The organism is Streptomyces griseus subsp. griseus, assembly GCF_000720255.1.
Taxonomy (GTDB): Bacteria; Actinomycetota; Actinomycetes; order Streptomycetales; family Streptomycetaceae; genus Streptomyces; species Streptomyces griseus_I.
This window is the reverse complement of sequence record NZ_JOJE01000017.1, coordinates 14051-37990: the sequence shown is the minus strand read 5'-3', so window position 1 is coordinate 37990 and position 23940 is coordinate 14051. Positions and strand designations below refer to the sequence as shown.

Below are 23940 nucleotides of genomic sequence, written 5' to 3'. Positions count from 1 at the left end.
ACCGGGTACAACCGGCACCAGTCACACCCTTGTCACAGCACCCGCGTCCCGGTGGTCGTGGAACACGGCGTTCGGGATGGCCACCACCCAGCGCGCTGGGGCAACGCGCGGCAGAAGGCGAAGCCGTCGGTCTGGCCCAGGGAGCGGATGTCCGTGGTGACGAAGTACGTGCCCGCCGGGCGGTGGACCGCGAAGCCCGCCGCGGCCAGCCCCGCCGAGGCGACGTACGTCAGGTACTGCTTCGCCGACCGCACGGCTGTCACCAGTTCCGGCGCCGCCGTGACCCAGCCGACTCCCTGTTCGCGCACTCATTCGGCCGCTGGGCAGCCCGAGTTCTGTGGGCTTTCGTAGTGGTAGCGGCACTGTGCGATCAGGACGCCGTCCTCGGTGGCCTTGTAGATCAGCCGGTGCTCGTCGCTGATGCGGCGCGACCAGTAGCCCTGGAATCCGTGCTTGAGCGGTTCCGGTTTGCCGATGCCCTCGTTGCCGTTCCGGGTGATGTCCGCGATGAGCGTGTTGGTGCGCTTAAGGATCCTCCGGTCCTGAAGCTGCCACCACACGTAGTCCTCCCAGGCACGGGAAGAGAAGGTGATCTTCAACTCGCGGCCTTTATTCGTCGGTCGCCAGCTCGCGCACGGTGCCGCCGCCGTTTTCCAGCTCGTCGATGGACGCGAGCAGGCGCCGGGCGTTGGCCGGACTGCGCAGCAGGTACGCCGTCTCCTTCAGGGACTCGTAGTCCTCGAGGGAGACGATGACGACCGGCTCATGTCCGGCCCGGGTGATGACGACCTCTTCGCGGTCGTCGGTGACGGAGTTGAGTACCTCGGCGTACCGCGCGCGGGACTCGGAATAGGTCATGGTCTTCACGGTCGACCCTCCCTTCACGTACAGGAAATTGGGCTCCCTGTGGTGCGGCAAGGGCCGGAATGGCCGGGACAGGCGCCGCAGGACAGCGGTCAGTGCGCGAATGCCTTGCGGAGCCGTTCCGCCGCGTCCGCCAACACCTCGGTGCGTTTACAGAAGGCGAAGCGGACGAAGGGCGCGCCCGCCTCCCGGTGGTCGTAGAAGACCGCGTTGGGGATGGCCACCACGCCCGCACGCTCCGGCAGGGCCCGGCAGAAGGCGAAGCCGTCGCCGTGGCCGAGGGGGCGGATGTCGGTGGTGATGAAGTACGTGCCCGCGGGACGGAAGACCCCGAAGCCGGCCTCCGCCAGGCCCGCGGCCAGCAGGTCCCGCTTCGCCCGCATGTCCTCGCGGAACGCGGAGAAGTAGGTGTCGGGCAGCGCGAGCGCCTCGGCGACGGCGTACTGGAACGGCCCCGCGGACACGTACGTCAGGTACTGCTTCGCCGACCGCACCGCCATCACCAGCTCCGGCGCCGCCGTGACCCACCCGACCTTCCAGCCGGTGTACGAGAACGTCTTGCCGGCCGAGCCGATGGTCACCGTGCGGTCGCGCATGCCCGGCAGCGACGCGAGCGGGACGTGCTCGGCCCCGTCGAACACCAGGTGCTCGTACACCTCGTCGGTCACCACGAGCAGGTCCCGCTCGACGGCCAGCTCGGCGATCGCCGTCAGCTCCTCGCGGCTGAGGACCGTGCCGGTCGGATTGTGCGGGGTGTTGATCAGCAACAACCGGGTGCGGTCGGTGACCGCGTCGCGCAGCTCGTCCAGGTCCAGCCGGAAGCTGCTCCCGTACGGCCGCAGCGTCACCGGCACCCGCTTCCCGCCCGCCATCGCGATGCAGGCCGCGTACGAGTCGTAGTACGGCTCAAGGGCGACGACCTCGTCACCGGGCTCGAGGAGCGCCAGCAGCGACGCCGCGATGGCCTCCGTGGCGCCGGCCGTGACGAGCACCTCCGTGTCGGGGTCGTAGGACAGGTCGTAGCGGCGGCGCTGGTGCTCGACGACCGCGGTGCGCAGCTCGGGGACGCCGGGGCCCGGCGGGTACTGGTTGCCCCGGCCGTCGCGCAGGGCGCGCACGGCGGCCTCGCGGATCTCCTCGGGGCCGTCGGTGTCGGGGAAACCCTGGCCGAGGTTGATCGCCCCGGTCGACACGGCGAGGGCGGACATCTCGGCGAAGATCGTCGTCCCGAACTCGGCGAGCCGGCGATTGAGGATCGGGCGTGCGCTGGAGGTCATGCCGGTCATCCTGCGCCGAAGACCCGGAGTTCCTCAACCGGTCCGGGGGGCGTGTCCGGCGCCGGCCGACGGACAACGCCCGGCCGGAAACCCCCCGGCCGAGCGCCTCGCCGCGGTCCTGGCCGCAGCCGGTCGATCACCTGTCCCCGGATCAGGCGGGCGGACCGCCGAAGGAGGTCCAGTCGGACCAGGCGTCGTCGGGGTCGGTGCTCACCTTCCACGAGGACACCGCACCGCTGTCGGTGCCGACCACGATCTGCGGGCGGCCGTCGGTCAGGGTTGCCACACCCACGCTGCGGGCCGATCCCGGAAGACCGTTGAACTTTGTCCAGTCGGCCCAGGCGGCGCTCGGGTCGGTGTTCAGCTTCCAGGTGGACCACAGCTCGCCGCCGTCGGACACGGCGAAGATCTGGGGCCGTTCGTCCGTGAGCGGGGCCGCGGCGAGCGACACCGCGCGGCCGTGGTCGAAGTAGAACTGCTGCCAGCCGGTCCAGGCGGCGTCCGGGTGCTCGGTCACCTTCCAGGTGGTGTACATCCCCTGGGCGCTTCCGGCGAACAGCTGCGGACGGCCGTCCGTGAGACGTGCCGACGTCACGCTTCGAACAGACATGGTTCCGTCTCCTTCTCATGTTCAGACGAGCATTCACACCCCCAAGTCCCTCCCTACGTTCCAGCGTTCGCGCGGCCGCGCGGATCCGCAAGTCGGGCACCGGGCGGTGGGCGCGGGTACCGGAACCGGCCGGACCGTGCTACGTCTGCGGCCCGTTGTTGAACGGGCGACGGTCAAGGTCGGCCCGGGTCCGGCTCGGTGCACCGCTGATGGAGCCTCAGAACTTGCTCAACTCTGCTTTGGCCGCGATGCGCGCCGGGCATCCCCCGTTCACGCAACGCGCGAGGCGCCCACGGGGGGCCGCTTCGGGGGAAACGGAAGGAGGGTGGCGCCATGGTTCTCGGCATCATCCTTGCGGTGTTCATGCTCCTCGTCGTGGCGGTGGTGATGGCCACCGTGCGCAGGGGCCGGCAGGCCACGCGGTACCGCGGCTCCAGGCGGTCCTACAGCAGCGGGAGCCGTGGAAGCAGCTCCAGCGGCAGCAGCGACAGCAGCAGCAGCTGGTGGGTCGCCGGGGGAGGCGTCGCCGCGTCGTGCGGCTCGTCCTCGGGCGGCCACCACTCCTGCGGCGGGGGCTCCTCGTCCTGTGGCGGCGGCTCCTCCTCCTGCGGAGGCGGCGGGTCGTCGTGCGGTGGCGGGGGCGGCGGATGCGGCGGAGGCAGCTGACACGGGGCAGCCGAGCTCCGGCAAGGGGGAAACGCATCCGCATCGCGGGGCCCGTCACGACCACGGGCCCCGCGTTCGCGTTCGCCGGGTGCGCCCCGGCGTACGCCTTGATTGAACAGGTGAGCTGGGGAGCCCTCTGAGGGGTGGAAACCCCCCTGAGTTGGGTAAAAGCGCTGTATTGGCGTCACCGTTCATGATTCGCTCTCCCTCACCAACGCAGCCCTCGGTCGTCCAGCGGGACAGCGGGACGCCCTTCCGACCGGGCTGAGCGGGGCCGATCTCCCGAGTCGACCGGGGTGCGCGGGACCCACACCCCCTCCTCATCCTGATCTTTGTGCGCTTGTGGAGCCGATGCATGCTCACGACTCTGAACACGTCCTACACCGACACGCGCGCGGCCGACCTCGCCTGGGCCCTGGGGCGCGAGCCGCTGCCCGCCCTGGCCACCCTCGACCTCGACATGGACGACACCAAGCTTCAGTTGAGGCTGCTCGGCGCGTCCCACCAGGTGCTCCTCGAGGAGGAGAGGGGCAGTTGTTCGGAGACGGTGGCGTGCATCGCGGGCAGCAGCACCCCGCTCCCGCTGGGCGTCTCCAAGCGGGTGGGCGACTGGGAGTACGAGTTCGCGGCGCGCGTCGAGGTCCTCTCGCCGGGCTCCTTCGCGGGCCGGGCCCAGGAGTTGCTGGCCCTGGTCGCCGATCATCCGCACGGTCTCGCCGGCGTCTTCCCCGGCAGCCCGCACGCCTTCACCGCGCTGCTCGCCCAGCGCCACGACGGGCATGTGCACTGGCGCACCTGGCACGCCTACCCGCAGGACGGGCAATTGGTGGCGACCCGGACACGGGTGGGGATGCGGGCACCGGCACCGCGGGTGAGCCCGTCCGGCGCGCCCCGACGGGCGTCTGCGGCTGCCCCGAAGACGCCCGCACAAACGCAGGGTGCCCCCCTCAGCGCCGAGTTCCACTCATGTGGGTGACGAAGCGTGCCGCACCCGTGACGTAACGTCGCAGTCGTGATCGAACCGCACGCGCCGGCCCCGCCGAGTACCCAGTCGTCCTGGCGCGGCCCCGCGCGGCTCCCCGTCCGGCCCGACACCGGACGGTTCCTGGTCCTCGCGGGGGTGTTCGTCTGCGCGGCCTGCGGACTGGTGTACGAACTCGAACTGGTCGCGCTGGCCTCGTACTTGATGGGCGACTCGGTCACCCAGACGTCCATCGTGCTGTCCGTCATGGTCTTCGCGATGGGCATCGGCTCCCTCGCCGCGAAGCGGCTGCGCCGGCTCGCCGCGGCCGCGTTCGGCTCGATCGAGGCGACGCTCGCGCTCGTCGGCGGCTCCAGCGGGCCCGCGCTGTACGCGGTGTTCGCATGGACGGGCGACTGGGGCGGCCTGTGGCTGGACGGTCCGCGCTGCCTGCTCGTCTCCTTCTCCCTCGCCATCGGCCTGCTCATCGGCGCCGAGGTGCCGCTGCTGATGGAGCTGATCCAGCGCATCCGCCGCCAGGACGCGGGCGGCGCGGTGGCCGACCTGTTCGCGGCGGACTACGTCGGCGCGCTGGTCGGCGGCCTGGCCTTCCCCTTCCTTCTACTCCCCTTCCTGGGCCAGTTGACGAGCTCGCTGCTCACCGGAACCGTCAATGTCGTCGCGGGCGGCGCCCTCGTCCTGGTCCTGTTCCGCCGCGACCTGACCCGCCGCGCCCGCCGTCTCCTGCTGATCACCAACATCGCCGTGCTCGCCGCCCTCGCCACGGCCGCCGTCCTCGTCGACGACTTCGAGCGGGCCGCCCGGCACGCGGTGTACGGCGACGACGTGCGCGTGGCCGTGCACAGCGACGTCCAGGAACTCGTCGTCACCGGCGGCACCCACGGCCGCCCCCTCGACCTCTACCTCGACGGCCGGCTGCGGGTCGACGGCCGGGACGAGCGCCGCTACCACGAGGCACTCGTCCGCCCCACGATGGACGGCCCCCACGCCCACGTCCTCGTCCTCGGCGGCGGGGACGGCCTCGCCGTCCGCGAGATCCTGCGCCGTCCCGGGGTCCGCCGGGTCGACGTCGTCGAACTGGACCCGGCGGTGGTCCGGCTGGCCCGCACCGACCCGGCCCTGTCCGTCCTCAACGACCACGCCTACGACGATCCCCGCGTCCACGTCACCACCGGGGACGCCTTCAGCCATCTGCGCGAGGTGCCCACGGCGTCCTACGACGTGGTCGTCGCCGACCTGCCCGACCCCACCATGACGGCCGGCACCAAGCTCTACTCCCAGGAGTTCTACGGCCTCGCCCGCCGCGCCCTGGCCCCCGACGGGCGCCTCACCGTCCACGCCGGCTCCCTCGCCACCCACCCCCGCGTCTTCTGGACGGTCGAGAAGACGATGCGCGCGGCGGGCCTGCACACCGCCCCCTACGCCACCCCGGGCGACGACGCGGGCTTCGTCCTGGCGTCCCCCGACACACGCCCGACCCTCGCGGGGGACGTGAGAGAGGTGACCGAGTCCCGGCCTCCGGGCCTGGGGGCGTCGACGCTGGTGCATCCGCGGTACTGAGGAAGCACGGGGAGATTCCAGCCGGGGCCTGGGGCGGCACACCTCCCAGGGGCGTCCACACAAACGGACCTCCCGGCTCGCGCCCGCCGCGAGGCGCCTGCAAGGTGCGAAGGTGTGAGCCACGCCAGCACCCTCACCACCCGTCCACCCGTAGCCCTCTCGCACCGCCCCGTCGCGACGGCGACCACCGCCCTGGGCCTCTTCGCCGCTGCCCGCCTCACCGGCGCCGCCGTCCTCGCGGTGACCGCCTGGGCCACGGGTCACCACCCGCTGGCGCTGCTCGGCCGGTCCTGGGACTCCCTCTGGTACCTGGGCATCGCCGCCCACGGCTACGGCCACACCCTGACCTTCGGCCCTGAGATCGTCCACAGCGACCTGGCCTTCTTCCCGCTCTACCCCGCACTGGTCCGCGCGGTGACCGAGCTGGGCCCGCTGCACGGCGGCACCGCGGGCCTGCTGGTGTCCTGGGCGGCGGCAGCGGTGGCCGCCTGCGGGATCCACGCCCTCGGCGCCCATCTGCACGGCCGGGCCGTCGCGACCGTGCTGGTCCTGCTCTGGGCACTGCTGCCGCACTCCGTGGTGCTGTCGATGGCGTACACGGAGCCGGTGCTGACCGCGTTCGCCGCCTGGTCGCTGCACGCTGTGCTCAAGCGCAACTGGGTGTGGGCGGGCGGTCTCGCCGCGCTGGCGGGGCTCACGCGGCCGAACGGGGTCGCGGTCACGGCGGCGGTCCTGGTGGCGGCGGCGCTGGAGGTGTGGCGGGAGCGCGGCCGGGTTTCCCACAGGCTGTGGACGGGCGCGGGGCTCGCCCCGCTCGGCTGGAGCGCGTACGTGCTCTGGGTCGGCCACCGCAAGGGCGACCTGCTCGGCGGCTATTTCGACGTGCAGCGGCTGTGGGGCTCGCGCTTCGACCTCGGCCGCGGCTCGCTGCACTTCGTCCGCCACCTGCTGCTCCACGCCGACCGGCTGGTCTTTCCGATGACGATGGTGATCGTCGCGGCGGCGGTCGTGCTGTACGCGCTGCTGCTCGCCGACCGCGCCCCGCTGCCGCTGGTCGTCTACAGCGGCGTCCTGCTGCTGATCACGCTCGGCGGCTCCGGCTTCTTCGAGTCCAAGCCGCGCTTCCTGCTGCCCGCGTTCCCGCTGCTGCTGCCGCTGGCGCGGGCGCTGGTGCGGACGGCCAGAGCCCGGCCCTGGCACGCGACCGTGGTGGTCGCGGCCCTGGCCGGGCTCTCGTTCGCCTACGGCGCGTACCTGGTCGTCCTGGCGGACACGCCGTTGTAGCTCCGGTTCGTCCGGATCCCGAGGTCTACTCCTCGTCGTCCTCGGGCTTCTCCGCGTCGTTGACCTCCTGCTCGAGGCCGAGCTGCTCGACGAGCCACTTGTCGAACTCGATGGCGGCCCGCACCCAGCTGACGGTCGAGGAGACGAAGAACTCGATGTTGACCCCGGCACCGATCAGCATCTGCGCCTCGCCGATGAGGCGGACGGTGCCGTCGTCATGGGTGTGCGTGTAGACCTTGGGCCACAGGGTGCGGCGGTTCCAGTCGTCGATCGACTCCAGCAGCTGGGGCTTCTCGTCGATCTTGTGGGGGCGGTCGTAGAAGGTACGAACCGAGAAGACCGCCTGGTCGTCCTCGCCACGGAACATGAAGTACGTACGGAACTGTTCCCAGGGCGCCGCGAGGTCGCCCTCCTCGTCGACGACGTACTTCAGCTCCATCTGGTCGAGGAGCTGCTTCACGAGGTCCTGATCCGGGACGACGGGGCCCGCCGGCCCTTGGGGCTGCGGCTCGGGCTGGCCCCCGAAGTTCGGAATCGAGGACGGGTCGATGGTCACCGTGAATTTCCCTTCGTACGGATCCTGCCATCCTCCCCCATCCGGGGAGGGGGGTGGCAACCCCGAAGGGACCGTGTCAGCCCTGGGCTGACATGATCCGGCCTGCCGCACGGCGTGTGGCAGAACGCCGTGGGGCAGGCCGGATCGGCGTCACAGCGTCTTGCCCGTCGCCGGGCCGACGATCAGGCCGTCGCCGAAGGCGTCGACACGGACCGTGTCGCCGTCCTTGACCTCGCCGGAAAGGATCTCCTTGGCGAGGCGGTCGCCGATGGCGGTCTGGACGAGGCGGCGCAGCGGGCGGGCGCCGTAGGCCGGATCGTTGCCCTCGTCGGCGAGCCAGGCCAGGGCCGCGTCGGTGATCTCCAGGGTGAGGCGGCGCTCGGCGAGGCGCCTGGCCAGCCGGTCGATCTGCAGCCGGGCGATCCTGCCGAGCTCGTCCTTGTTCAGCGCCGAGAAGACGACCAGGTCGTCGAGCCGGTTGAGGAACTCCGGCTTGAACGAGGCGCGCACGACCTCCAGCACCTGCTCCTTCTTCTCCGCCTCGGTCGACACCGGGTCGACCAGGTACTGGCTGCCCAGGTTGGAGGTGAGGACCAGGATCGTGTTGCGGAAGTCGACCGTGCGGCCCTGACCGTCCGTCAGCCGCCCGTCGTCGAGCACCTGGAGGAGGATGTCGAACACCTCGGGGTGCGCCTTCTCCACCTCGTCGAGCAGCACCACGCTGTACGGCCGCCTGCGCACCGCCTCCGTCAGCTGGCCGCCCTCCTCGTAGCCGACGTAGCCGGGAGGCGCGCCGACCAGGCGGGCCACGCTGTGCTTCTCGCTGTACTCCGACATGTCGATGCGGACCATGGCCCGCTCGTCGTCGAAGAGGAAATCGGCGAGAGCCTTGGCGAGTTCGGTCTTGCCGACACCGGTCGGGCCGAGGAAGAGGAACGAGCCGGTGGGGCGGTCGGGGTCGGCGATCCCGGCACGGGAGCGCCGTACGGCGTCGCTCACGGCCCGTACGGCCTCGGTCTGGCCGATGAGCCGCTTGCCGAGCTCGTCCTCCATGCGCAGCAGCTTCTGCGTCTCGCCCTCCAGGAGGCGGCCTGCGGGGATGCCGGTCCAGGAGGCGACGACGTCGGCGATGTCGTCGGAGCCGACCTCCTCCTTGACCATGGTGTCCTTGGCGCCCCCGCCGGAGGCGGAAGATGTCAACGCCTCCTCGGCCTCGGACGCGGCCTCCAGGTCGCGCTCCAGGGCTGGGATCTCGCCGTACAGCAGCTTGGACGCGGTGTCGAAGTCGCCGTCGCGCTGGGCGCGTTCGGCCTGTCCGCGCAGGTCGTCGAGGCGTTCCTTCAGCTCACCGACGCGGTTGAGGGACTGCTTCTCCTTCTCCCAGCGGGCGGTGAGGCCGCGCAGCTCCTCCTCCTTGTCGGCGAGGTCGCGGCGCAGCTTCTCCAGGCGCTCGCGGGAGGCCGGGTCGGTCTCCTTGTCGAGGGCGAGCTCCTCCATCTTCAACCGGTCGACGGCGCGCTGGAGTTCGTCGATCTCGACGGGCGAGGAGTCGATCTCCATGCGCAGGCGGGAGGCCGCCTCGTCGACGAGGTCGATGGCCTTGTCGGGCAGGAAGCGGGAGGTGATGTACCGGTCGGAGAGGGTGGACGCGGCGACCAGCGCGGCGTCGGCGATCTGGACCTTGTGGTGGGCCTCGTAGCGGCCCTTGAGGCCGCGCAGGATCGCGATGGTGTCCTCGACGCTCGGCTCGGAGACCAGCACCTGCTGGAAGCGCCGCTCCAGCGCCGGGTCCTTCTCGATGCGCTCGCGGTACTCGTCCAGGGTGGTCGCGCCGACCATGCGCAGCTCACCGCGGGCCAGCATGGGCTTGAGCATGTTGCCCGCGTCCATGGCGGAGTCGCCGCCGGCGCCCGCGCCGACGACCGTGTGCAGCTCGTCGATGAAGGTGATGATCTGCCCGTCGGAGTCCTTGATCTCCGCGAGGACGGTCTTCAGGCGCTCCTCGAACTCACCGCGGTACTTCGCCCCGGCGACCATCGCGCCCAGGTCGAGGGCGACCAGCCGCTTGTCCTTCAGGGACTCGGGCACGTCGCCCTTGATGATCCGCTGGGCGAGCCCCTCGACGACGGCGGTCTTGCCGACGCCGGGCTCACCGATGAGGACGGGGTTGTTCTTCGTCCGCCGGGACAGCACCTGCACGACGCGGCGGATCTCCTGGTCCCGGCCGATGACCGGGTCGAGCTTGCCGTCGCGGGCGGCGGCGGTGAAGTCGGTGCCGAACTTCTCCAGGGCCTTGTACTGGCCCTCGGGGTCCGCGGTGGTGACCCGGCGCCCGCCGCGCGACTTCTGGAACGCCGCCAGCAGCTTCTTCGCGTCGGCGCCCTGCCGGGAGAGCACCTCACCGGCGGCGCCACCCTTGGCGGCGATGCCGATGAGCAGGTGCTCGGTGGAGAGGTACTCGTCCCCGAGCTCCTTCGCCCTGGCCTGGGCGTCGGCGATGACCGTGAGCAGCTCGCGGTTGGGCTGCGGGGGCGCGACGGTGGACCCGGTCACGCTGGGCAGCGCGGCGAGCGCGCGGTCGGCGCCCGCCCGTACGGAGGCCTGGTCCGCGTCGACGGCGACCAGCAGGTCGATGATGTTCTCGTTGTCCTTGCCCTCCAGCAGCGCGAGCAGCAGGTGGGCGGGGGTGAGGTCGGGGTGTCCCTCGGACACGGCGCGGTTGCTGGCCGCGTTGATCGCGTCCCGGCTCCTGTTGGTCAGCTCGGCGTCCACGTTGCCTGTCTCCTCCTTGCGTCAGCCGTGACTCCATCAGCATACGCAAAGTTGAGTCTATTCCACTCAAGGCAGCGAACGGGAGTCCGGGAGACCCTGGAGACTACGGCTTCGGCTAAGTTCCGGGGCATGGCCGAGTACCCCCAGGACCCCCGTGCACCCGACGCGCCGTATCTCGCCTTCTGGCGCGAACGCCACCTGTGCACGCTGACGACCCTGCGCCCGGACGGCAGTCCGCACGTCGTCCCGGTGGGGGTGACCTACGACCCCGAGGCCGGGCTGGCCCGGGTGATCACGAACAAGGCGAGCGCCAAGGCGGGGTTCGTCCGGGCCGCGGGCGCCGAGGGCGCCAGGGTGGCCGTGTGCCAGGTGGACGGCCGCCGCTGGGCCACGCTGGAGGGCCGGGCCCTCGTCCACGGCGAGCCGGACCGGGTCACGGAGGCGGAGCGGCGCTACGAGGAGCGCTACGGGCGCCGGCCCGCGCCGAACCCGTCCCGCGTCGTGATCGAGATCGAGTTGACGCGGGCGATGGGGCGGGGCTGACCTCGTCCAGCCAAGATGATTTTCAGCCAGTCGGGTCCGCGGTCGCACATATGGCCGGACATGCCCCGAAAACTGCAGCGGCGTCACCGTGTTCAGGTCACGGTGACGCCGCTGCGGGGGGGAAGTACCTGAGCGATCTGTTACGACGGGGGAATCGCGTCAGGCACTGCGGGGGGTGGCTGAGATGGCACTGGGGGCGGCTTGGGGGGCCGGCTCCACGAGCTGGTGGTCGCGCTGGTCGAGGTTCACGAAGATCATTCCGTACCGGATGGCGCACCGGACGGGCTGCGGCGCCCCCCGAGGCCGTCGCAGACAGCGGTACGCCCGAAGGTCACCGTCCTCGTCCCGGGTGACGACCACCGGTTCTCCGAACACCGTCACCATCAACGAGTCACCACTGTGGGGGATGGCGGTGACAAGGTCGATGAAGTGCCAGCCGGAGCGATAGGCGGTCGCCATCTCGCGACGGAACGAGCGGTCGTCGGGTGGGGTGGTCATGCGCTCTTGCCCGCCGGCGCCACCCAGCCGACATCCTGAGCCTTGATCACCCAGCCGACGTCTTCCTGCGTGCCGTCAGTGTGTGCCGACGTGCTCGCCGCGTCGGAAGGGGTCAGCCAGCCGACGTCGAGAGAACCGGCCCCACCGAAGGCCAGCGCCAGAGCAACGACGGCAGTGGCAAGCACCGAGCGAAGCATTCTCTTATTCATGGTCGGCTTCGTCCTCACTTGATGGCTTCCTCTCCCCCGCGAAACAAGACGATGGCTCATTCAGGCACGTCAATGCCACACAAGAGATGCATCATGTTCCTGCACGTTCAGGACCCTGGGGGGTGGAGATTTGCCATCGAAGAGTACAAAGACGACACATCCTCACGGCATCACCGAGTTGTGTGCCGAAGGAACGCGTCTCTACGCCAGTGCTCTGGGCTCCGGGCGCATCTCCCGCGCCGAGGTAGAGCCCGCTCCCTGTCTGCTCGAATTCGCACTGCTCCACCCGGACCCGGATGACGCGAACTGGCTGCGTCCGGTTCCACCGTCCATCGCGCTCGCCCAGCAGTTGCAGCCCCTGGAACGGGAGATCCAGGACCGCCGCCGGCTCAGCGTGGACCTCACGGACACCTTCGAGCCCTTCCTCGCCATCAGCGCCCAGAAACCGGCCACCACGCACGCGATCACCGTGCTGGAGGGTATCGACCGGATCCACGCGGCGCTGGACGGGGCGATCGCCGAGGCCCGCAGCGAGGTCCTGACCGTGCAGCCCGGCGGCAGCCGCCCCGAGCACATCCTCAGCCAGGCACTGAAGCGCAGCAAACCCCTCATCGAGCGCGGCATCTCCATGCGCACCCTCTACCAGCACACCGTCCGGCACAGTCAGAGCACCTTCGCCTACATGGACGGCATGGCGGGCGCCAAGGTCGAGATACGGACGCTGGAGGAGCTGATCGAGCGGCTCATCATCTGCGACACCACGGTCGCCTTCATCCCCGCCCAGGACGACCGGCAGGTGGCACTGGAGCTGCGGCACCCCGGACTCGTCCAGTACCTCATCAAGGTCTTCGAGCAGCTCTGGCAACGGGCCACCCCGCTCCTGGAGGAGGTCCCCTACGAGTCCACCCCCGAGGGCATCACCGGTGTGCAGCGCTCGATAGCCAAACTGCTCATCGAGGGGCATGTCGACGAGGCCATCGCACGACGACTGGGCATGAACGTACGCACCTGCCGCGCCCACATAGCCAAGCTGGCGTCGGCCCTGGGCAGCGGCAGCCGGGCCCAACTCGGCTTCCTCATAGCGCAGTCGGGAATGCTGGACCGGGGCCACTGAGGTGACGGACAGCCAGGACGACGGGGGGCGCCGCGCGGGGCCCGTGGGCGGGCCGGCGAGCGGGGCGGTGCCCGAGCCGGGAAGCGGGGCCGAGGACGAACCAGGCGGCGCGACAACGCCCCAGCGGGGCGGCAGCCGACGAGGGCACCACCGCCACACACCAGCCGGGAAACCAGCCAGCGGGGCGGCAGCCGACGAGGGCACCACCGCCACACACCAGCCGGGAAACCAGCCCCCAGCCCACCAGAGCACCGCAGGCGTGCGTGAGCCGGGGAGTCAGGCGGGTGGCGGGCATGTGGCGCACGGGGTGGAGGAGTTGTGCGGTGCCGGGAGCCGGTTGTACGAGCGGGCGCTGCGGCAGGGGCGGATCCCCGTCGAGGAAGCGCACGAGGCGCCCTGTCTGCTCGCCTTCGGCCTGCTGCACCCTGCCGTGGACGACCCGGGCCGGCTGGAGCCCCTCGCGCCCGCCGTCGCCCTCCACCGGCACCTGCGGACCTCCGAGGACCGGATCGCCCGGGAGCGGCGGCGTGAGGCACAGCTCGTCGACGCGTTCGAGCCCCTGTTGCGGCTCGGCGGCGGCCGCGCCCCGGCCGGGGGCACGCCCGCGATCAACCTCCTCAGCGGCCGCGGCCCGATCAACCTGGCCATCACGCAGACGATGGCCGACGCCTCCCGGGAACTCCTCGCCATCCAGCCCCACATCAGCTACGTCGGCAAACCCGCGGCGATCCTCACCGACGCCATGGCCCGCGACCAGGCCCTCCTCGACCGCGGCGGCCGTATCCGCACGCTCTACCAGCACACGATGCGCCACTCCCCCACCGTGCTGGCCCGCTACGAGTGGCTGAGCGGCGACGTGGAGGCGCGCAGCCTCGACGAGATCACCGATCGGCTGCTGGTCATCGACCGGACCGTGGCCTTCATCCCGGCGAACAAGGACCGTACGCTCGCCCTGGAGGTCCGGCACCCGGCGCTGGTCGACTACTTCGTCACCACCTTCGAGCGCCTGTGGCGCCTGGCCACGCCCATGCACCCGGAGGCCGTCCAGCAGCCCACCCTGGACGGTGTCACACCCCGTCAGCGGGCCATCGCCGCCCTGCTGGTCGAGGGCCACACGGACACCGTCATCGCCGAACGCCTCGGCATGAACGTCCGTACCGCCCGGGTCCACATCGCCAAACTGGCGGCCACCCTGGGCAGCGAGAGCCGGGCCCAGCTCGGGTTCCTCATCGCCCGCTCGGGGATTCTGGAGCGGGAAGGCTGACCGGCACCGGGTCGCCCACCCGGTGCGGGCCGTCCAGGCCGACCTGGGCGATGCGCACGCCCAACTGGGTGCGGCTGGCGGCGCCGAGGGTCTCGGAGAGCCGGGCGATGTGGGCCCGGCAGGTGCGGACGCTGATGCCGAGGCGCTCGGCGATGACCGCGTCCTGGTGCCCCTCCGCGAGCAGGGCGGCGATGGACTGTTCGCGGTGGGAGATGCCCTCGATGCCGGTGGCCGGAAGGGGTGCCGTCAAGGGGACCGCGAGACGCCACAGACGCTCGAAGACCGTCACCAGATAGGCGATCAGGGCCGGATGGCGCAGCTCCAGCGCCATCGTGTGCTCGGCGTTGGCGGGGATGAAGGCCACCGTGCGGTCGAAGAGGATGAGCCGGTCGATGACCTCGTCGAGGGTACGGGCCTCCACCGCGTCCCCCATCAGCTCCAGGTAGTTGAGCAGGCCCTGGCCGTGCCGGGCCACGTGGTTGTAGAGGTCGCGCATCCGCACGCCCCGGCCGCGCAGCGCGAGCGCCCGGTGCAGCCCCTCGGAGAGCTCGTGCTCGCGGCGGATCCCGCCGGGCTGCACCGTCAGCACCTCCGTGGTGCACGCCTGGGTCGCCTCGTCCATCGCCGCCTGGATGCGGGTCAGTCCGTCCAGGACCCGGATCGCGGTGCCCTCCCAGGCGCCGGCCGCCGGAGGGTGGACGCCCAGACCGGAGTAGCGCTCCACGGCCTCCACCGCCGAACCCACCCGCCGCTGGCTGGCGCTGACCTCGTCGTGCACCGCGCGCAGCAGCCGGGTCATGACCTCCTGCGGGGAGGTCGGCACCAGCCAGTCCATGTCGTCGGGGTCCGGGTGGAGCATGGCGAGTTCCAGCAGGCACGGCACCGCGTCGGCGTCGTGCCGCGGCACCCTGCCCCGCCGTACCGCCCGGGAGTACACCCGCTCCCCGGCCTCGCACAGTCGGTCAGCACCGTGGGGATGCCCTTCCGTCCCGTGCCCGGCCATCGACCGTCCCACCCCCGGTTTCCGCCTCTTCCGCAGCGCAACTATGCGCGGCACGGACCTGCTCCGCAACACGGCTCCTCCGGCGACGAGCGGCGAGAAGTCCCGATGTCCACCGCTTCCTCCCGGCCTCCGTCCGCCACCTCCCACCATGCTGATGGAGAGGGACGCTACCCGCGGACCGCACCCCGGAACCCGGAACCCGGAGCACCGCTCGGACGACAACGCGGACGGCGCGGAGACGACGACAGGGGGCACGCCGGTGTCACACCGGCGTGCCCCCTGGCGCCCTGCTGGGGTACCTGGCTCCCGGGGCCTACTTCAGGCCGATCGACGCACAGGCCGCCTTGTACTTCGGCGTGCAGATGTCGGACACCTTGTAGATGCCGTCCGCGACCACGGTGGTCTTGATGTTGCTCTTCGTCAGGGCGACCACGGAGACCAGCTGCGCGGGGATGTCCTTCTGGGTGGGGCTGTCGACCTTGTCGCGGGTGAGGGCGTCGAACTGGATGTCCTTGCCCTGGATCTTGGCGACGGCCATCTCCGCGGCGGCCTCGGCCTCACCGGGGTAGGGCTTGTAGACGCTCATGTACTGCTCGCCGCTGACGATCCGCTGCACCGCCGACAGCTCCGCGTCCTGGCCGGTGATCGGGGGCAGTTCGCTCACGCCCGCCTTCTCGAAGGCCTTGATGATGCCGCCGGCCATGGCGTCGTTGGCGGAGTAGACGGCGGCGATGTCGCCCTTGCCGAGCTTGTCGATCGCCTTGGTCATGTTGGACTCGGCGAGTTCCGGGTCCCAGTCCGCGGTGTCGAACGACTCGGCGATGGTCACCTTGCCGTTGAGCTCGGAGAGCGCGCCCTGCTTGAACTGCCCCGCGTTGGGGTCGGTGGGCGAGCCGTTCACCATGACGATCTTGTCGGAGGCGTCGGCGGTGCCCAGTGCCTCGAGCAGGGAACGGCCCTGCACCTCGCCGACGAGCTCGTTGTCGAAGGAGACGTACGCGTCGATCGGGCCTTCGGCGAGCCGGTCGTAGGCGATGACGGGAATGCCCGCGTCCTTGGCCTTCTGCACCATGTCCGCGATCTTGTGCGAGTCGACGGCGTCGAGCAGGATGACGTCGACCTTGTCGTCGATCATCTTCTGCATCTGGCTCACCTGGGTCTGCACCTTGGAGCCGGCGTTCGCGTAGACCGTCCTGCCCTGGTTCTGGGTGAGGGCGGCGACCTTCCTCTTGATGATGGGGTAGTCGAACTCCTCGTACCGCGTGTTCGTCTTCTCCGGCATCAGCACGCCCACCGTGATGTCGTTGCCCTTGGTCGGGCTGGCGTCTGCGCTGTCCCCCGTCGCGTTCAGCATGCCGCAGCCGGCAAGCGAGAGGATCAACGTGGACGCTGCCACGGATATGGCGATACGACGCATGCGGGGGCTCACTTCACAGGTACGTTCCGGACATGGGTGCGAGACTCCGACCCAGTTGTCTGAAAAGACAACGCGGCGGCGACCAGCGGCGTCAAGCCATACCACTTAACGAGATGGCAACATCACACTCCGCTCGACGCGTGCAGACCCTGGGGAGACACCGGGGAGAGCGAGGGAAGACCGGCGCCCGGACGGTTCACACGAGGACGGGCAAGTGGTACGGCCAGGACCTCAACGCGCCCCCGGGTCGTACTTCTTCAGCGACGCCTGCACCTCACCGGCGTACGGCCCCTCCCACCACGGGATCGTCTCGACCAGCACCGGCTTGGTGCCGGAGGCGAGGACCAGGGCCCGCCCCGGGGGCATCGCGCCGAGGTCCGACACCTGGAGCACCCTCTCGCGCCGGGTGGACTCGCTGACCGTGCGGTTGCCGGACCAGCCGCCGAACTCCGACTCCCGGCTCGTCTGGAACTCCCGCAGCTCGACCTCGCCCGCCAGCTCGCTCAGATCGCCCAGGAAACGGGTGTCGGAGACGCCACCGCCGTAGACGCGGACGTTCGCGGCCGACCACAGCTTCTCCATGCCGCGCTCGCCCCACACCTCGATGCCCTGCGCCCAGGACTGCAGGATCGTCATCAGGATGATGCCGCGGGAGCCGTAGTGGGAGTACAGGTCGGGCAGGGAGCGCCAGCGGCAGACGTTGGCGGCCTCGTCGAGGACGCCAACCAGGGGCAGCGGGAGGCGCCCGCCGCGCTGGGTGGTGGCGTACTCCTCCGCCGCCTCCACGACCGCGACGGTGAGCGCGGTGACCAGCGGACCGGCGCTGTCCCGGCCCTCCCGCGACAGCGAGTACAGCGTGCCGCCGGTGCGGACGAACGCGTGCGGGTCGAACTCGGGGGCGTGCGGGTCGGCGGGCGGGGTCACCCAGCGGTTGACCTCGGGGTTGATCAGGCAGGACGCCATCTGCTGGGCGACACCGTAGATACCGCTGCGCTGCTTCTCCGGCGCGTTGATGACACCGGCGAGACCGTCGGCGGCCATGGTGTGCCCGGCGCCGCGCAGGATCCGCTCCGGGGTGTCGTCCTTGGGGTTGGACAGCCAGGTGTAGATCTGGGTGACCGGCGCCTTGGCGCCGGCCGCGGCGAGCAGCAGATTGGCCAGCAGGTCCTGTCCGGCCGGGTCGAAGAAGGCGTCGGTCGAGGCGCCCGCGTCCCGCGAGCCCGAGGCGAAGTGGTCGGCCATCTTCCGCGCCTTCGCCACGTCGGTGACGTACGACAGCGGGTTCCACCACCAGCTGGGCACCTCCGCGGCGACCTGCTGCGGGTCGAACACCCACACCGGGCCGCGCGCGGACCGCGGCCCGCGCGTCGCGTCGACGATGTCCCGCTTGTTGGAGGTGACCAGGACGGCCCCGGGCCCGTCGAGAATGGCCGGGATCGCCCGCCGGGTCGTCTTGCCCGTCCTCGGCCCCCAGATGTCGACGTGCATGTCCTCGTACGACCCGAACAGCGGCTGCCTGCCCCTGACGGACCGCCCGATGAACACACCGGGCGTGGACGCCCGCACCCCGAGCCGCTCGGCGGTGGCCGCCGCACCCTTCATGGTGAGCTTCCCGAGCTCCTCACCCTTCGCGAGATGCTGCGCGGCCCCGTCCACCTTCGGCTTGTTCCGGAGGCGCTGCCGCACCCGGTATACCGCGAGCCCGAGGATCCCGAGCACGAGAGCCTCCCCGGCGGCGACGGCACTGGCCGCCGACCCCGGCCAGCTGTAGTCCCCCTTCACCACCGCCACGAGGAACGACAGCGGATCGGAGGGCGGCGCGGGCGCGTCCGCGAAGCCGGCCCCCACCTTGGCGGCCAGCCAGGCACCGGCCCCGCACAACAGGACGATCGCGACGACGATGGCGATCTCGAACGTCCAGTCGTCCTCGGCGCGGGGCTTCCTCTTCTGTTCTGCGGTCACCCGCGGGTCCGTCCTTTCTGGACTTTCTGAGCCGACTGGGGGTTCGGTCAGGCTTCTTCCGGAGCGAAGACGAACACGCCCTCACTGGTCGCCAGCACACTGTGGCCATCGGACGTGCACTGCAGGGCGTCGACGTCCTGGTTCAAGGGCGTGCTGGGGTCGAGGCCGGAGGCGAGGACCTTCTTGGACCGCATGTCGAGCGCTGAGAGCCCCATGCCGCTCACCGAGGCGTACAGGACGTCGGCGCTCGGCAGACCCACCGGCTCGATGTCCTGCTCGTCCTCCTCCTGCCGCCACAATTCGTCGCCCGTCTCGGGGTTCCAGGCGACGGCGCCCCCGCCGAACTGGGTGACGACGCCCTTGCCGTCCGGGGACACGGCGACGACCGCCTCGTGCGCGTCATTGGGGTCGAGGTCGGTCCTGGGGCCTTCCACGAGAGTGCGGCCGGTCCTGAGGTCGACCACCGTGAGGAGTGCGTCGTAGGTGTCGTCCTTCAGGCCCCAGGCGAGCAGGCCCTTGTCCCCGGCGAGAGGGTAGAGGGTGGCTGCCGGCCGGTCGCCGTCCGGCGTCTGCGCCGCGACCGAGGCGGGCAGGGCGATGTCCTCGGTGCTCCACAGCTCCTTGCCGGTGAGCCGGTCACTGACCTTGAGCCGTTCACCGCTCACGTCGAACTCGGCGAAGGACGTCACCACGCGATAACCGAAGCCCGGACCGATCGGGGCCTGGTCCTCCCACCTGTCCAGGACCTGAACGGTGGCCCCGCCGCCGAGAGGAGCGTAGGAACCGCGATCGCTCCCCTCCTTCAGAAGCACGTGACCGGCCTCGGCGGTGAGATCGGTGTGGTCCTCGCCGTCGTAGGACGAGCTGCCCAGCTTCTCGCCGGAGGGGGCGTACATGGTGTACGTGGTCCTGACCGATTCCTTCTTCAGGCCGCTCGCCGCGATCGCCTCGCCGTCGACGACCAGAAGGGCCGGCGTGCCGTCCTTCCACCGGCCGACGGTGATGAACTCGGCGGGCACGAGGTCGCGGTCGCTCGACCATCCCTCGGCGGGGATCTTCACGTCGATCGACTTGCGTTCCTCGCCCGTGGCCGCGTCGAGGAGGCGTGCCCGGAAGCGGTACTCCTGCGGTGTGCCGCCCGTGTTGTCGGGGTACTCCGTCAGGTCCTCGGTGAGGACGACGGCGTCGCCGAGCACACACGTCTGGGAGTCGTCCCCGATGACCTTGCTCGTGGCCCGCTCGACGGGATCGCCGGGGCATCCCGTGCGGTTGTCGGCGCTCAGGCTCCACGCGGGTTCACGAGCCATACCGGGCAGCGCCGCGCCCCGGTAGGCGGGGCCCTTCGGCTCGGCAGCGGACGGTGACCCCCCGGGCGTCGCCCTCCCGGTCGGGCCGGCCTTCCCGGCGTCATCGCTTCCGCCACAGCCCGCGACCAGCCCAAGAGACAACAACGCCCCTGTGACATGGAGAAGATGACGCTTCATCGGTTGGTTCATGCTCCCTTTTCGCTGTCCGTTCCGTCGCCCTCGACCGGGTCCGTTCCCTTGGGGATCGGGACGCGGTAGACGCCGGTGATCTCGTCCTGGACGTCCCAGGTACTGAACTTGACCGACTGGCCCGGGCGCGGGGCGTGAATGATCTTGTGGCCCTTGGGGTCCCACACCAGGCCGACGTGACCCGAGTGCCCGTTGCCCTCCGGCCGGAAGAAGATGACGTCGCCGGGCTGTGCCTCGGACAGCGACACCTCGTACTTCTTGAGGTAGGGCTCCTGCGTGTAGGTCGTCGTGCCAATGTCGATCTTCCCGCCGCTGGCCATGTAGTACGCCCACTGCGTGAAGCTCGAGCAGTCGAAGCTGGTCGGGTTCTCGCCCTGCAGCCGGGGAGCACCGAACACGTACGGGACTCCGATGCCGCGCTGGGCCCAGCCGAGGACGGCGCGGATGATGGGGTCGTCGGAGTCGGGGATGACGCCGGAGGCTCCTGCGCCGTCGGGCGACACCGGTGCCCCGCCGTTGTCCTTGGCACAGTCGGCGTACTGCGCGTCCCTGCTGCTCTCGTCGGATCCCGGCACGGTGCCGTAGTCGGGGTTGGCGGTGACCTTGCCCTTCATCCACTCCTGCGGGTCGACCATGCCCGGGCCCTGGTCCTGGCCGCCCACGAACGGGTTGTCGACGCCGGGGACCAGAACTTCCCAGTGCAGGTGCGGCCCGGTGACGTTGCCGGTCGCCCCGACCGTGCCGATCTGCTGACCGCGCTCGACCGTCTGGCCGACGGACACCTTGATCGAGGTCTGGTGGGCGTAGAGCGTGACGACACCGCCCGCGTGCTGGATCTTGGTCATGTTCCCGTACGAGCCACCGGGGCCCGCGTGGACGACCTTGCCGTCGGCCGGGGCGTAGATCGGGGTGCCGCTGGAAGCCACCAGGTCGAGGCCGGTGTGGTATCCGAGGCTCCACATGCGCCCGTTCTGGTGGTAAGGGGTGCCGATCGTGTAGGTGCCCTGCTTCATCGGCCACTGCCAGTCCTTGCCGGTGGTGGGCTTCTTGGCCAGGGGGAAGGACACGGTCGTCGCGTCGGCGCTGTACGCGGCCAGGGACATCGCGGTGGTGGTGTCGTCACCGTTGCCGGCATCCAGCGGGGGCGTCGACCAGGAACGGGCCGGGGTCGCGGAGATGCTGAGAGCCGAACCGGGCTGGGCGTTGTTGCCGACCGGCTCGGGGATGTCCGACTGCTGCCCGAGGGTGGGGAAGTCGGGGTTCTTCTCGATGGTCTCCTTCAGGTGGGCGTACCAGCGTTTGACGAGGGCCTGGTCCCCGGTGAGCGTCCCGCGGTAGCGGGCGGCCTGGGTGAGGACGACACGCGGGTAGATCGTGTTGGAGGCAGTGGAGCCGGAATAGGTCTGAAGCGCCTTGAAGGGGGCGGTCTCGGCCTTCTTGGCGTGCAGGAAGTTGGCGGCGGCCCAGGCGGCGTCGTCGATGTTGTACAGGTCCTTCTCGCCGTCGCCGTTGCCGTCGGCGCCGTAGTCCGTCCAGGCCGGCTTGCCGAACTGCAGGATGCCCATGTAGCCGAGGGAGTTCTTGCCTCCGGGCGCGGCCGACTTGTCCTGGCCGTACTTGGTCTCCTGGTACATCTGCCCGGCGATGAGCGTCCAGTCGAGGCCGTCGTAGCGGGCGGCGGCGCGCATCGCGGCGAGGATCATCTTCGGCGGTATCTCGTTGCGCGCGGTCCCGCTCGGCATGTACATCTTGCCGGCCGGCATGATCGGATTGGTGGCCGCCGCGTCACCGGTGTTGCCGGCGTCGGCGTTGTCGGCGTAGTCGTCGCAGGAAGCCGCGGCGGCGCCGGCGCCCACGCCCCCGATGAGGCCTCCCAGAAGGACCAGGACGAGGGTGCCGATCCCGGCGATCGGCAGGCAGCCGACGCCACCGGCTATCCACATCCATTTGTTGTTCTTGTTCTTGTCACCGCCCTGGCCGCTCCCGCCCTGGGCCGCCGCCTTGGCCGCCTTGGCCGCCTTGGCGACCTTCGCCGCCTTGCTGGCGGCAGCCAGTACCGCCGGTGCAACCATGGCGACTCACACCCCCGAGTCGTCGGACGCGCCCACGTCACCGAGACCGAAGACGTCGAATCCGGAGACGACCCATTCGCCGCTGGTCTCCTTGACCGTCACCAGCCACTGGTTGGACTCGGTGGTGGTCTGCCCGTCCGCGGTGTGCGTGGCCGTCACCTCGACCACGCTGGAGATCGACCGGCCGCTGTCACGCACCACGTCGTCCGAGACCACGGCGTCGCGCGCCACGACGGCTTTCCCCTTGGAGGAGCACCGCTCGGCCTTGCAGGTCGCCCACTCCTTACCGGTCGGCAGCGATGTCGCGGCCTTCATCCGGGCGTCGCCCATGGTGAGCCGGAGCAGGGGGGCGCTCCAGCTCGCGGCGTTGCTCGCGTGGTCGTACGTAGTGAGTCCGGCCATGTACCGCGCCATCACGGCATGGGCCTTGGCGGCTTCGGAGACCGAGACGATGGGGGCGACCGCGGTGCCCCGCGACGCGTCGCCGTCGCCTGAGGCTCCTTGCCCGCCCGAGCCGGTACCGCTCTGCTCCGAGGTGGCGGTGGGCGCCGTGGAGCCGCCGGCCTCGTCGCCGTCGCCCCCGTCGTCCGTGTCGAAGACGGTGAACACGGTGAGCACGGCGATCAGGAGAAAACCGAGCACGCCCAGGGCCAACAGGCCTGTGCGCTTGTTCTCCGCAGACGGTTCCACGTTCCCGCGCCTCCCTTGTGCTGAGCCGGTACGGCGGGTGACCGGGACACGGTAGGGGGAGGGGGTGGCGAGGAGTCGGGGCATTTCCCGTCGAGGAAAGCGCGGGAGGGTGTCGGGAGATCAGAGGAAGGAAAGGGTTCCCCGCAGGGCGTCCCAGGTCATTCCTCGACGGCGGCCCACTTCACGGCCGTGCCGTAGGCGACGTAACGGCCATGAGCATGCACGTGCAGCGTGGGAACCGCGCAGATCGAGACGCCCAGTACGCCGTCGGCTCCGAGCGACCGCGCGTACGCCTGCATGCTCACCACCGCCTCCATGGCACTCAACCTCTCCTCCCCGACGGCCAGGCCGAGAGCGATGTGCGGATGGGGCGGCGCGTCGAGCGTCGCGGTGTAGACGTCGGCGCTTGCGTCGTAGGCGGCCTGGACGCGTTCCTGACGCTCCTGGCGCTCCTTCTTCTGCTGACGGTTCACCGCACCATCCTCTCCCACGCCGCACGCCGATCACTCCGGCCGCGCGTCCACCGGCAGAGGGTCGAAGGGATACGCCGTGTGCCCGTCGCGCGGCGAGCATGCCGCGAAGGGACCCGTGTCCGCGTCCATCAGGACCCGCAGATGGGGATCGGCGTGGTGGAGCCACCAGGTCGACATGCCGAGCGCCGGATCCTGGCGCAGGTGCTCCCAGGCCAGCCACAGCGCGGACAGGCGGGCGCCGGCCTCGGGGTGCTCCCACCATGTGGGGCACCAGGTGGCCGATGTGCCGTTGATGCGGCGGCGGATCATCTGGGCGAGGTAGTCGGAGACGAAGACGTACACGTCGGCGAAGTAGAACTCCGGCTCCCCGGCGGTGGCTTCGGTGGTAGCGCTCATCGTTCCACTCCTGCGGACTGCTGCTCGGGGGCCGGGGACGGCAGCGTGAGTGCCACGGCCGCTCCCGGGTGGGCGGGCCGCCAGTGGATAGTCGGCGTTCCCCAGCTCGGGCCACGCACGACCGGCGGACCCGGCCACGCCGAAGCCCCGTGCACTCCGCGCGGCACGGTCAGCTCGCCGGCGAGGTCCTGCGGCTTCCGGCCCGTCGTCTCCGTCGGCATGGGCCCCCTCT

At 70.6% G+C, this 23940-nt stretch carries 24 protein-coding genes and 1 pseudogene; 7 read left to right on the top strand and 18 right to left on the bottom strand.

Going from position 1 to position 23940, the window contains the following annotated elements; all coding sequences use genetic code 11:
• Positions 1-36: 36 nt before the first annotated feature.
• The 5 genes and pseudogenes from IG99_RS23340 to IG99_RS23320 all read right to left on the bottom strand — a co-directional run.
• Positions 37-293 (bottom strand): annotated as a pseudogene (locus IG99_RS23340) (aminotransferase); the annotation flags it as partial.
• 15 nt (positions 294-308) lie between these two features.
• On the bottom strand, positions 309-599 hold the full coding sequence (locus IG99_RS23335; protein ID WP_037676837.1) for a Txe/YoeB family addiction module toxin: 291 nt from the start codon (positions 597-599) through the stop codon (positions 309-311).
• A gap of 10 nt (positions 600-609) precedes the next feature.
• Entirely contained in the window at positions 610-867 is a 258-nt protein-coding gene (locus tag IG99_RS23330) for a type II toxin-antitoxin system Phd/YefM family antitoxin (protein WP_037676836.1), read from the bottom strand.
• An 89-nt stretch (positions 868-956) separates the two neighbouring features.
• Positions 957-2150 (bottom strand): pyridoxal phosphate-dependent aminotransferase, encoded by a 1194-nt coding sequence (locus IG99_RS23325; RefSeq protein ID WP_037676835.1) that lies wholly within the window; start codon positions 2148-2150, stop codon positions 957-959.
• 142 nt (positions 2151-2292) lie between these two features.
• Positions 2293-2751, bottom strand: a complete 459-nt coding sequence (locus IG99_RS23320) for a PLL family lectin (protein WP_158973229.1) — start codon at positions 2749-2751, stop codon at positions 2293-2295.
• Between the two features lie 333 nt (positions 2752-3084).
• Here IG99_RS23320 and IG99_RS23315 point away from each other — a divergent pair, with 333 nt between their 5' ends.
• From IG99_RS23315 to IG99_RS23300, 4 genes are all read left to right on the top strand, one after another.
• Positions 3085-3417 carry a hypothetical protein gene (locus IG99_RS23315; RefSeq protein ID WP_037676833.1) on the top strand — a complete coding sequence of 111 codons (333 nt, stop codon included), beginning with the start codon at positions 3085-3087 and terminating at the stop codon, positions 3415-3417.
• A gap of 355 nt (positions 3418-3772) precedes the next feature.
• Positions 3773-4393 (top strand): DUF2617 family protein, encoded by a 621-nt coding sequence (locus IG99_RS23310; RefSeq protein WP_037676832.1) that lies wholly within the window; start codon positions 3773-3775, stop codon positions 4391-4393.
• 36 nt (positions 4394-4429) lie between these two features.
• Positions 4430-5959, top strand: coding sequence for a polyamine aminopropyltransferase (locus IG99_RS23305; protein ID WP_037676831.1), 1530 nt, complete (start codon positions 4430-4432; stop codon positions 5957-5959).
• A 114-nt stretch (positions 5960-6073) separates the two neighbouring features.
• The gene (locus IG99_RS23300) at positions 6074-7243 is read left to right on the top strand and encodes a membrane protein (protein ID WP_037676830.1); all 1170 of its coding nucleotides are present in this window, start codon (positions 6074-6076) and stop codon (positions 7241-7243) included.
• A 25-nt stretch (positions 7244-7268) separates the two neighbouring features.
• Here IG99_RS23300 and IG99_RS23295 read toward each other — a convergent pair whose 3' ends face one another.
• Positions 7269-7799: a type III secretion system chaperone family protein gene (locus IG99_RS23295; protein WP_037676829.1), complete on the bottom strand. Its 531-nt coding sequence runs from the start codon at positions 7797-7799 to the stop codon at positions 7269-7271.
• A 150-nt stretch (positions 7800-7949) separates the two neighbouring features.
• Positions 7950-10571, bottom strand: coding sequence for an ATP-dependent chaperone ClpB (clpB, locus tag IG99_RS23290; RefSeq protein ID WP_037676828.1), 2622 nt, complete (start codon positions 10569-10571; stop codon positions 7950-7952).
• A gap of 129 nt (positions 10572-10700) precedes the next feature.
• Between clpB and IG99_RS23285 the strand changes: the two genes are divergently transcribed.
• Complete coding sequence (locus tag IG99_RS23285; protein WP_037676827.1) at positions 10701-11114, top strand: pyridoxamine 5'-phosphate oxidase family protein; 414 nt, start codon at positions 10701-10703, stop codon at positions 11112-11114.
• A 159-nt stretch (positions 11115-11273) separates the two neighbouring features.
• Here the strand turns inward: IG99_RS23285 and IG99_RS23280 are convergent, their stop codons facing one another.
• Both IG99_RS23280 and IG99_RS23275 read right to left on the bottom strand, forming a co-directional pair.
• Entirely contained in the window at positions 11274-11612 is a 339-nt protein-coding gene (locus IG99_RS23280) for a Rieske (2Fe-2S) protein (protein WP_037676826.1), read from the bottom strand.
• Entirely contained in the window at positions 11609-11821 is a 213-nt protein-coding gene (locus IG99_RS23275) for a hypothetical protein (RefSeq protein ID WP_158973228.1), read from the bottom strand. The genes IG99_RS23280 and IG99_RS23275 overlap by 4 nt, the downstream gene beginning before the upstream one ends.
• A gap of 130 nt (positions 11822-11951) precedes the next feature.
• Here IG99_RS23275 and IG99_RS23270 point away from each other — a divergent pair, with 130 nt between their 5' ends.
• Both IG99_RS23270 and IG99_RS23265 read left to right on the top strand, forming a co-directional pair.
• The gene (locus IG99_RS23270; protein WP_037676824.1) at positions 11952-12935 is read left to right on the top strand and encodes a hypothetical protein; all 984 of its coding nucleotides are present in this window, start codon (positions 11952-11954) and stop codon (positions 12933-12935) included.
• A gap of 259 nt (positions 12936-13194) precedes the next feature.
• Positions 13195-14199, top strand: coding sequence for a helix-turn-helix transcriptional regulator (locus tag IG99_RS23265; RefSeq protein WP_234311930.1), 1005 nt, complete (start codon positions 13195-13197; stop codon positions 14197-14199).
• Here the strand turns inward: IG99_RS23265 and IG99_RS23260 are convergent.
• The 9 genes from IG99_RS23260 to IG99_RS48835 all read right to left on the bottom strand — a co-directional run bounded on the left by IG99_RS23260 (position 14162) and on the right by IG99_RS48835 (position 23929).
• Positions 14162-15202: a helix-turn-helix transcriptional regulator gene (locus IG99_RS23260; protein ID WP_037676947.1), complete on the bottom strand. Its 1041-nt coding sequence runs from the start codon at positions 15200-15202 to the stop codon at positions 14162-14164. The two genes, IG99_RS23265 and IG99_RS23260, sit on opposite strands and share 38 nt — an antisense overlap.
• A 313-nt stretch (positions 15203-15515) precedes the next feature.
• On the bottom strand, positions 15516-16619 hold the full coding sequence (locus tag IG99_RS23255; protein WP_063768327.1) for a sugar ABC transporter substrate-binding protein: 1104 nt from the start codon (positions 16617-16619) through the stop codon (positions 15516-15518).
• A gap of 231 nt (positions 16620-16850) precedes the next feature.
• Positions 16851-18581, bottom strand: a complete 1731-nt coding sequence (locus IG99_RS23250; protein ID WP_037676822.1) for a type IV secretory system conjugative DNA transfer family protein — start codon at positions 18579-18581, stop codon at positions 16851-16853.
• Between the two features lie 47 nt (positions 18582-18628).
• Positions 18629-19888: a PQQ-binding-like beta-propeller repeat protein gene (locus IG99_RS23245; RefSeq protein ID WP_234311929.1), complete on the bottom strand. Its 1260-nt coding sequence runs from the start codon at positions 19886-19888 to the stop codon at positions 18629-18631.
• A 185-nt stretch (positions 19889-20073) separates the two neighbouring features.
• On the bottom strand, positions 20074-22149 hold the full coding sequence (locus tag IG99_RS23240) for a peptidoglycan DD-metalloendopeptidase family protein (RefSeq protein WP_037676820.1): 2076 nt from the start codon (positions 22147-22149) through the stop codon (positions 20074-20076).
• Positions 22150-22155: 6 nt separating this feature from the next.
• A complete protein-coding gene (locus IG99_RS23235) occupies positions 22156-22839 on the bottom strand; it encodes a hypothetical protein (protein WP_037676819.1) in 684 nt (227 codons plus the stop codon).
• Positions 22840-22997: 158 nt separating this feature from the next.
• Entirely contained in the window at positions 22998-23312 is a 315-nt protein-coding gene (locus tag IG99_RS23230; protein WP_037676818.1) for a YbjQ family protein, read from the bottom strand.
• 30 nt (positions 23313-23342) lie between these two features.
• Positions 23343-23708 carry a DUF4913 domain-containing protein gene (locus tag IG99_RS23225; protein WP_037676817.1) on the bottom strand — a complete coding sequence of 122 codons (366 nt, stop codon included), beginning with the start codon at positions 23706-23708 and terminating at the stop codon, positions 23343-23345.
• Positions 23705-23929, bottom strand: coding sequence for a hypothetical protein (locus IG99_RS48835; protein ID WP_158973227.1), 225 nt, complete (start codon positions 23927-23929; stop codon positions 23705-23707). The genes IG99_RS23225 and IG99_RS48835 overlap by 4 nt, the downstream gene beginning before the upstream one ends.
• Between the last annotated feature and the right edge of the window lie 11 nt (positions 23930-23940).

Excerpts from the sequence above, each read along its gene's own strand:
- IG99_RS23325 (WP_037676835.1), bottom strand. The coding sequence starts at position 2,150 with ATGACCGGCATGACCTCCAGCGCACGCCCGATCCTCAATCGCCGGCTC.
- IG99_RS23320 (WP_158973229.1), bottom strand. The coding sequence starts at position 2,751 with ATGTCTGTTCGAAGCGTGACGTCGGCACGTCTCACGGACGGCCGTCCG.
- IG99_RS23315 (WP_037676833.1), top strand. The coding sequence starts at position 3,085 with ATGGTTCTCGGCATCATCCTTGCGGTGTTCATGCTCCTCGTCGTGGCG.
- IG99_RS23310 (WP_037676832.1), top strand. The coding sequence starts at position 3,773 with ATGCTCACGACTCTGAACACGTCCTACACCGACACGCGCGCGGCCGAC.
- IG99_RS23285 (WP_037676827.1), top strand. The coding sequence starts at position 10,701 with ATGGCCGAGTACCCCCAGGACCCCCGTGCACCCGACGCGCCGTATCTC.
- IG99_RS23280 (WP_037676826.1), bottom strand. The coding sequence starts at position 11,612 with ATGACCACCCCACCCGACGACCGCTCGTTCCGTCGCGAGATGGCGACC.
- IG99_RS23275 (WP_158973228.1), bottom strand. The coding sequence starts at position 11,821 with ATGAATAAGAGAATGCTTCGCTCGGTGCTTGCCACTGCCGTCGTTGCT.
- IG99_RS23260 (WP_037676947.1), bottom strand. The coding sequence starts at position 15,202 with ATGGCCGGGCACGGGACGGAAGGGCATCCCCACGGTGCTGACCGACTG.
- IG99_RS23255 (WP_063768327.1), bottom strand. The coding sequence starts at position 16,619 with ATGCGTCGTATCGCCATATCCGTGGCAGCGTCCACGTTGATCCTCTCG.
- IG99_RS23245 (WP_234311929.1), bottom strand. The coding sequence starts at position 19,888 with ATGGCTCGTGAACCCGCGTGGAGCCTGAGCGCCGACAACCGCACGGGA.
- IG99_RS23240 (WP_037676820.1), bottom strand. The coding sequence starts at position 22,149 with ATGGTTGCACCGGCGGTACTGGCTGCCGCCAGCAAGGCGGCGAAGGTC.
- IG99_RS23225 (WP_037676817.1), bottom strand. The coding sequence starts at position 23,708 with ATGAGCGCTACCACCGAAGCCACCGCCGGGGAGCCGGAGTTCTACTTC.
- IG99_RS48835 (WP_158973227.1), bottom strand. The coding sequence starts at position 23,929 with ATGCCGACGGAGACGACGGGCCGGAAGCCGCAGGACCTCGCCGGCGAG.